The sequence below is a fragment of the Buttiauxella sp. B2 genome, assembly GCF_006376615.1.
Classification (GTDB): domain Bacteria; phylum Pseudomonadota; class Gammaproteobacteria; order Enterobacterales; family Enterobacteriaceae; genus Buttiauxella.
In genome coordinates this window covers 1-6205 of the sequence record NZ_VEXQ01000050.1, presented here as the reverse complement: position 1 = coordinate 6205, position 6205 = coordinate 1, and the positions used below count along the sequence as shown (strand labels likewise).

Below are 6205 nucleotides of genomic sequence, written 5' to 3'. Positions count from 1 at the left end.
GGACGGGTTAGTGACGGTCAGCGTGTTACCGCTTTGCTTCCACACCAGCAGTTTCCACGGTGCTTCGTCACGGGCCAGGCCTGCGGGGCGGATGAGTACCGGCAGATTCTGACGCACGGTCATGCGCACCTGATTTTTGCCTTTAACCTGCGGCGGCACCCCTTCAAAAATGACGCGCTTCAGGCGTTCCGTTTTCAGTGGTGTTTTATCGGTGAGGATAAAACGCACGCGCTGGGTTTTACCGGCTTCAACGCGGGCGGCTGGCGGCGTAATGGTCAGTAACGGGGTTTTGTCTTCCGGAATATCCTGAAGGGTGGTCAGCATCAACACTGGGTAGTTGTCGGTGTTGGTGATGTTGATGGCGCCTTCACCATCGGAAGCCTCCACCACCACCACTGACGTCTCCGGAACCATACCGGTCGCGTGGGAAAAAGCAGAAACCAGGACGAGAGCTGCCGCCCCAGTTTTAATACCAGAGAGTAATTTCATGAAAGTAACCGTTGAAGTAAAAGTTGTTGCTAATTCGCTTGCTGAAAGCTGCCCCGTACAACACGGGGCAGAGCCGTCAGAAAATCTTGAGAGGTATTACAGGTAAACCACTTCGAGCGTCGTCAGGCCGTCGAGGTAGTTCACGTGGGTCAGGTCAAGCTGAGAGCCTTTGTTGATGTAAGCCTGTACGTTAATCTTGCCGGCCAGCACTTTAAAGGCTATTGGCGTCAGAGTACCAGGAGCTGCCCATGTCGTTAAGCGTCCCGTAAGTGAGTATAAATTGCCAACAGCTCTCTTTTCGTAATAGTCACCTACGGTGTAATTACTGTCCCGTATAATCGTGTCAACCGCATTACCGTCGGCGGTCACCGTCTCCGCCGGAATACGCACACCGTAGCCACCAATCTTATTTGCGCCGTCCAGACCTAAACCCACGGAAGCTACTGTAGTCGATGAGATATTGTACAGCATGACAGGTGCATATGCTGAATTCAGAGCGCTCTCAGTGACACCCGCCATGGTACCCGGACGACCGTTAATTGCTTTCAGCGCCACTTTCGCCGGGGCGTCACAGACCAGTGAGAAGTCCAGCTGCATTTCCGGCAAGACTGTGTAGGCATCAGCCGCCAGGGTTGAAGCCTTGATTTTGCCGTAGTCAAACACGGCGCCGCCAGAGATAGTTGGCGTACAGGCGGCCGGGATAATCTGGCCAATCACTTTCACATCAACGCTGTCAGCGGCCATCGCGGAGCCAACGGAAGCCGCCAGCAGCGCCAGTGCAAAGGTGTTTTTAATCAGGTTGCTATACATATGTTCTACTTCCATTAACTTTATAATTAATTAAGCGGTCGCCTGCTTATTGGCAGGCGTACCACTGACATGCGTGCAGGATTACAGGTAAACCACTTCAATAGTTGTCAGGCCATCGAGGTAGTTCACGTGAGTCAGGTCAAGGGCAGAGGCTTTGTTGATGTACGCCTGTACGCCCAGCTTGCCGGCCAGCACTTTAAAGGCTATTGGCGTCAGGGTACCAGGAGCCGCCCATGAAGTGATGCGTCCCTCATTTGCATACAAATTGCCAGTGACTTTTTTGTTGTAAACACTATTTGACTGATAATTGTTGTCCTGCACAAGGGTATCAACCGCATTGCCGTCGGCAGTCACCGTATTCGCCGCAATACGCACCGCATAGCCACCAATCTTATTTGTGCCGTCCAGGCCTAAGCCAGCACCACCTGAAGTAGTGGACGTACCCCAAACTGTGACAGGAACAATGGCTGTATTCGTTGCGCCCTCGGTGACTCCCGCCATGGTACCCGGACGACCGTTAATGGCCTTCAGTGCCACTTTCGCCGGGGCGTCGCAGACCAGGGAGAAGTCAATCTGCATTTCCGGCAAGACTGTGTAGGCATCAGCCGCCAGGGTTGAAGCCTTGATTTTGCCGTAGTCAATCACGCCGCCGCCAGACAGAGCTGGCGTACAGGCGGCCGGGATAATCTGGCCAATCACTTTCACATCAACGCTGTCAGCGGCCATCGCGGTGCCAACGGATGCCGCCAGCAGAGCCAGTGCAAAAGTGTTTTTTATCAGGTTGCTATACATCTGTTCTACTTCCATTAACTTTATAATTGATTAAGCGGTCGCCTGCTTAATGGCAGGCGTACCACTGACATGCGTGCAGAATTACAGGTAAACCACTTCGAGCGTGGTCAGACCGTCAAGATGAATGACGTGGGTCAGGTCAAGGGCTGAGCCCTTGTTGATGTACGCCTGAACGCCCAGTTTGCCGGCCAGCACTTTAAAGGCCACTGGTGTCAGGGTGCCAGGTGTCGCCCATGTTGTTGTGCGCACATAATCTTGTGTGTACAAGACACCCAGGCCTTTCTTGATGTAACCGTTTGTCGCAAAATCATATTCCTGTGCAATGGTATCAACCGCATTGCCGTCGGCAGTCACCGTATTTCCCGCAATACGCACCGCGTAGCCGCCAATTTTAGTCGCCCCGTCCAGACCTAAACCGGCGCCACCTATATTCCCGCCAGAACCAAAAACGGATACCGGCATATTGGCAGAATTGTATGCAGACTCAGTGACACCAGCCATGGTACCCGGACGACCATTAAGGACCTGTATCCCTATTTTAGCCGGGGCATCGCAGACCAGTGAGAAGTCAATCTGCATTTCCGGCAATGTGGTGTAGGCATCAGTTGACAGGGTTGAAGCCTTGATGTTGCCGTAGTCAATCACACCGCCACCGGACAGGGTTGGCGTACAGGCGGCCGGGATAATCTGGCCAATCACTTTCACATCAACGCTGTCAGCGGCCATCGCGGAGCCAACGGATGCAGCAAGCAGAGCCAGTGCAAAGGTGTTTTTAATCAGGTTGCTATACATCTGTTTTACTTCCATTAACTTTATAATTGATTAAGCGATCGCCTGCTTTTTTGCAGGCGTACCACTGACATGCGTGCAGGGTTACAGGTAAACCACTTCAAGCGTGGTCAGGCCGTCGAGGTGGATAACGTGGGTCAGGTCAAGGGCTGAGGCCTTGTTGATGTACGCCTGCACACCCAGCTTGCCGGCCAGCACTTTAAACGCCACTGGCGTCAGGGAGCCAGGCGTCGCCCATGTTGTGATGCGACCATTAATTGAATACAAATTGCCAACAGTTCTTTTGATGTAAGTACCTGACGAGGTGTAATTATTATCTTGTACCAGCGTATCAACGGCATTGCCGTCGGCAGTCACAGTATCCGCTGCAATACGCACAGCATAGCCGCCAATTGGAGTTGCACCGTCCAGACCTAAACCCACGCTAGATGTAGTCCCCGGGGTATTAAACATAATCACAGGTGCATATGCTGCATGCAGAGCGCTCTCAGTGACACCGGCCATGGTTCCCGGACGGCCATTAATAGCCATCAGCGCCACTTTCGCAGGGGCGTCGCAGACCAGGGAGAAGTCCAGCTGCATCTCCGGCAATGTGGTGTAGGCATCAGCCGCCAGGGTCGATGCCTTGATGTTGCCGTAGTCAATCACGCCACCACCAGAAATCGTTGGCGTACAGGCTGCCGGGATAATCTGGCCAATCACTTTCACATCAACGCTGTCAGCGGCCATGGCGGAGCCAACGGCTGCGGCAAGCAAAGCCACCGCAAAGGTGTTTTTAATCAGGTTGCTATGCATTTGTTTTACTTCCATTAACTTCAGAATTGATTAAACGGTCGCCTGCTTATTGGCAGGCGTACCACTGACACCGATGCAGGGTTACAGGTAAACCACTTCGAGCGTGGTCAGGCCGTCAAGATGGATAACATGGGTCAGGTCAAGTGCAGAGGCCTTGTTGATGTAAGCCTGTACACCCAGCTTGCCGGCCAGCACTTTAAAAGCGACTGGCGTAAGGGTGCCAGGAGCTGCCCATGTCAGCACGCGTCCCTGACTTGCGTACAAGCTGCCAGAGGTTCTTTTGATGTAAGTACCTGCAGTAGAGTAATTGTTGTCCTGTACAATGGTATCAACCGTATTGCCATCGGCGGTCACTGTGTCTGCCGCAATACGCACACCGTAGCCGCCAATTGTAGCCGCGCCGTCCAGATTTAAACCGACAACAGCTGCATTCCCTGGGGTATTAAACATTGTCACAGGAGCAATTCCTGCACCCGTTGCGGTCTCGGTGGCACCCGCCAGAGTGCCCGGACGGCCGTTAATCGCCTTCAGCGCCACTTTAGCCGGGGCATCACAGACCAGGGAGAAGTCCAGCTGCATTTCCGGCAGTGTGGTGTAGGCATCAGCTGCCAGGGTTGATGCCTTGATGTTGCCGTAGTCAATCACGCCACCACCAGAGATAGTTGGCGTGCAAGCGGCCGGGATAATCTGGCCAATCACTTTCACATCAACGCTGTCAGCGGCCATCGCGTTGCCAACGGACGCAGCAAGCAGAGCCAGTGCAAAGGTGTTTTTAATCAGGTTGCTATACATCTGTTTTACTTCCATTAACTTTATAATTGACTAAGTACTCGCCTGCTTATTTACGGGCGTAGCACGATATTCGAGGGGTTACAGGTAAACCACTTCAAGCGTGGTCAGACCGTCAAGATGGATCACATGGGTCAGGTCAAGTGCAGAGGCCTTGTTGATGTACGCCTGCACACCCAGCTTGCCGGACAGCACTTTAAACGCCACTGGCGTCAGGCTGCCAGGCGTCGCCCATGTGATTATGCGGCCACCCGCACCGTACACAGCGCCATCTGGTATTTTGGTGTAAGAACCTGATGTCGAATAACCATTCTCTTGTCCGATGGTGTCAACCGGAATGCCGTCAGCCATCGACGACTCTGCAGCGATACGCACACCGTAGCCGCCAATTTTAGCCGTACCGTCCAGATTTAAACCGACGCCCGATGCAGCATTGGAAGCATTACCATAAATGGCTACAGGAACAGATCCGGTGTTGAATGCGGTCTCGGTAACACCGGCCATAGTCCCCGGACGGCCATTAATCGCCTTCAGGGCCACTTTAGCCGGGGCATCACAGACCAGTGAGAAGTTCAGTTGCATTTCCGGCAGTGCCGTGTAGTTGTCGGCAGACAGGGTCGATGCCTTGATGTTGCCGTAGTCAATCACGCCGCCGCCAGAAATGGTTGGCGTACAGGCGGCCGGGATAATAGAACCAATCACTTTCACATCGACGCTGTCAGCGGCCATCGCGTTGCCGACAGACGCCGCCAGCAAAGCCAGCGCAAAGGTGTTTTTAATCAGGTTGCTATACATATATTTTACTTCCATTAACTTCATAGTTGATTAAGCGATCGCCTTGCCGATTTTCAGGCGAAGCCTGACTCCCGTAACGATGCCTGGTTATTTGCAGATGGCTGCGGTTACTGCTTTTATTTTTAACGCATGGATATTTCTGCACGCAAACTCGTGTGCTGAAATAAAATCTTATATTTTCCGTAAATATAAACGGCCTGCGCATTCATTCGGGTCAGACCCATTTTTTTCAATGCATTGAATTTATGTCCGCTAACTGTTTTAACGGAAATGCAGAGATTTTTTGAAACGTCCTTGCTGGATGTGCCTTTCACGAGTTCATTCATGACTGACATTTCACGCACAGTCAGGTGTTTATACCAACAAACTCTTGCTCTACGAAGATTAGAGATAATAAATGGCAAAGTATTTACAGGTGTCTTTTTGGGTAGTATTCCGTAAGGCCATAAACACTCCTCCTTTAAAGATAGACCACCCTCTTCGACATAAATAACATTTATCCCATTATCCATTGCTGATTCAACAATTCTCTGCATTGAGGAAAGATTGTGTGAATCGACAATAAGCAAACCTGGTTGGGTTGAATAAGAAACAGATCCATTTTCAAAGTCATAACCCGTAGTGGCGAGAACCACGTCCATTCCTGCTTCTAATAATATATGCTGCAGGCCAAGGGAAAAATACACATCATCAGAGTAAACGTAGATCATAGGTGAGCATTTCATTCATAAAGTAAAAGTTAATCACCAGGCAGTACGTTGCAGTAAAGTTTTTTCACCATGCGAAAATCTATATAATATCCAGAGCTATCCACGCGAGTAATAAAATCATCGGTGATGCCCAGTAAAGATAACTTTCGCTTTAATTCTTTCATTACTTGCCATAATCGCTGACTGGAGGAAGCCAGTTTATTTTTATCCCAGACATGGGACAGTATTTCATCGTT

General features: G+C 51.1%; 8 protein-coding genes and 1 pseudogene. All 9 read right to left on the bottom strand.

The window, feature by feature from the left end:
• Window positions 1-489: fimbria/pilus chaperone family protein (locus FH968_RS23110; RefSeq protein ID WP_139883764.1), on the bottom strand; the 489-nt coding region annotated here is incomplete at its 3' end.
• 96 nt (window positions 490-585) lie between these two features.
• Window positions 586-1299, bottom strand: a complete 714-nt coding sequence (locus tag FH968_RS23105; RefSeq protein ID WP_139883762.1) for a DUF1120 domain-containing protein — start codon at window positions 1297-1299, stop codon at window positions 586-588.
• An 81-nt stretch (window positions 1300-1380) separates the two neighbouring features.
• Window positions 1381-2091: a DUF1120 domain-containing protein gene (locus FH968_RS23100; RefSeq protein ID WP_139883760.1), complete on the bottom strand. Its 711-nt coding sequence runs from the start codon at window positions 2089-2091 to the stop codon at window positions 1381-1383.
• 81 nt (window positions 2092-2172) lie between these two features.
• A complete protein-coding gene (locus FH968_RS23095) occupies window positions 2173-2883 on the bottom strand; it encodes a DUF1120 domain-containing protein (RefSeq protein ID WP_139883757.1) in 711 nt (236 codons plus the stop codon).
• A gap of 81 nt (window positions 2884-2964) precedes the next feature.
• A complete protein-coding gene (locus FH968_RS23090; RefSeq protein WP_139883755.1) occupies window positions 2965-3675 on the bottom strand; it encodes a DUF1120 domain-containing protein in 711 nt (236 codons plus the stop codon).
• Window positions 3676-3756: 81 nt separating this feature from the next.
• Complete coding sequence (locus FH968_RS23085; RefSeq protein ID WP_139883753.1) at window positions 3757-4467, bottom strand: DUF1120 domain-containing protein; 711 nt, start codon at window positions 4465-4467, stop codon at window positions 3757-3759.
• A gap of 78 nt (window positions 4468-4545) precedes the next feature.
• Window positions 4546-5259, bottom strand: a complete 714-nt coding sequence (locus tag FH968_RS23080) for a DUF1120 domain-containing protein (protein WP_139883751.1) — start codon at window positions 5257-5259, stop codon at window positions 4546-4548.
• Between the two features lie 122 nt (window positions 5260-5381).
• Entirely contained in the window at window positions 5382-5969 is a 588-nt protein-coding gene (locus FH968_RS23075) for a helix-turn-helix transcriptional regulator (protein ID WP_189389344.1), read from the bottom strand.
• A 29-nt stretch (window positions 5970-5998) separates the two neighbouring features.
• Window positions 5999-6205, bottom strand: a pseudogene (locus FH968_RS24010) (CadC family transcriptional regulator); the annotation flags it as partial.

What these genes read in the sequence shown, in the direction of transcription:
- FH968_RS23105 (WP_139883762.1), bottom strand. Translation starts at nt 1,299, where the DNA reads ATGTATAGCAACCTGATTAAAAACACCTTTGCACTGGCGCTGCTGGCG.
- FH968_RS23100 (WP_139883760.1), bottom strand. Translation starts at nt 2,091, where the DNA reads ATGTATAGCAACCTGATAAAAAACACTTTTGCACTGGCTCTGCTGGCG.
- FH968_RS23095 (WP_139883757.1), bottom strand. Translation starts at nt 2,883, where the DNA reads ATGTATAGCAACCTGATTAAAAACACCTTTGCACTGGCTCTGCTTGCT.
- FH968_RS23090 (WP_139883755.1), bottom strand. Translation starts at nt 3,675, where the DNA reads ATGCATAGCAACCTGATTAAAAACACCTTTGCGGTGGCTTTGCTTGCC.
- FH968_RS23085 (WP_139883753.1), bottom strand. Translation starts at nt 4,467, where the DNA reads ATGTATAGCAACCTGATTAAAAACACCTTTGCACTGGCTCTGCTTGCT.
- FH968_RS23080 (WP_139883751.1), bottom strand. Translation starts at nt 5,259, where the DNA reads ATGTATAGCAACCTGATTAAAAACACCTTTGCGCTGGCTTTGCTGGCG.
- FH968_RS23075 (WP_189389344.1), bottom strand. Translation starts at nt 5,969, where the DNA reads ATGATCTACGTTTACTCTGATGATGTGTATTTTTCCCTTGGCCTGCAG.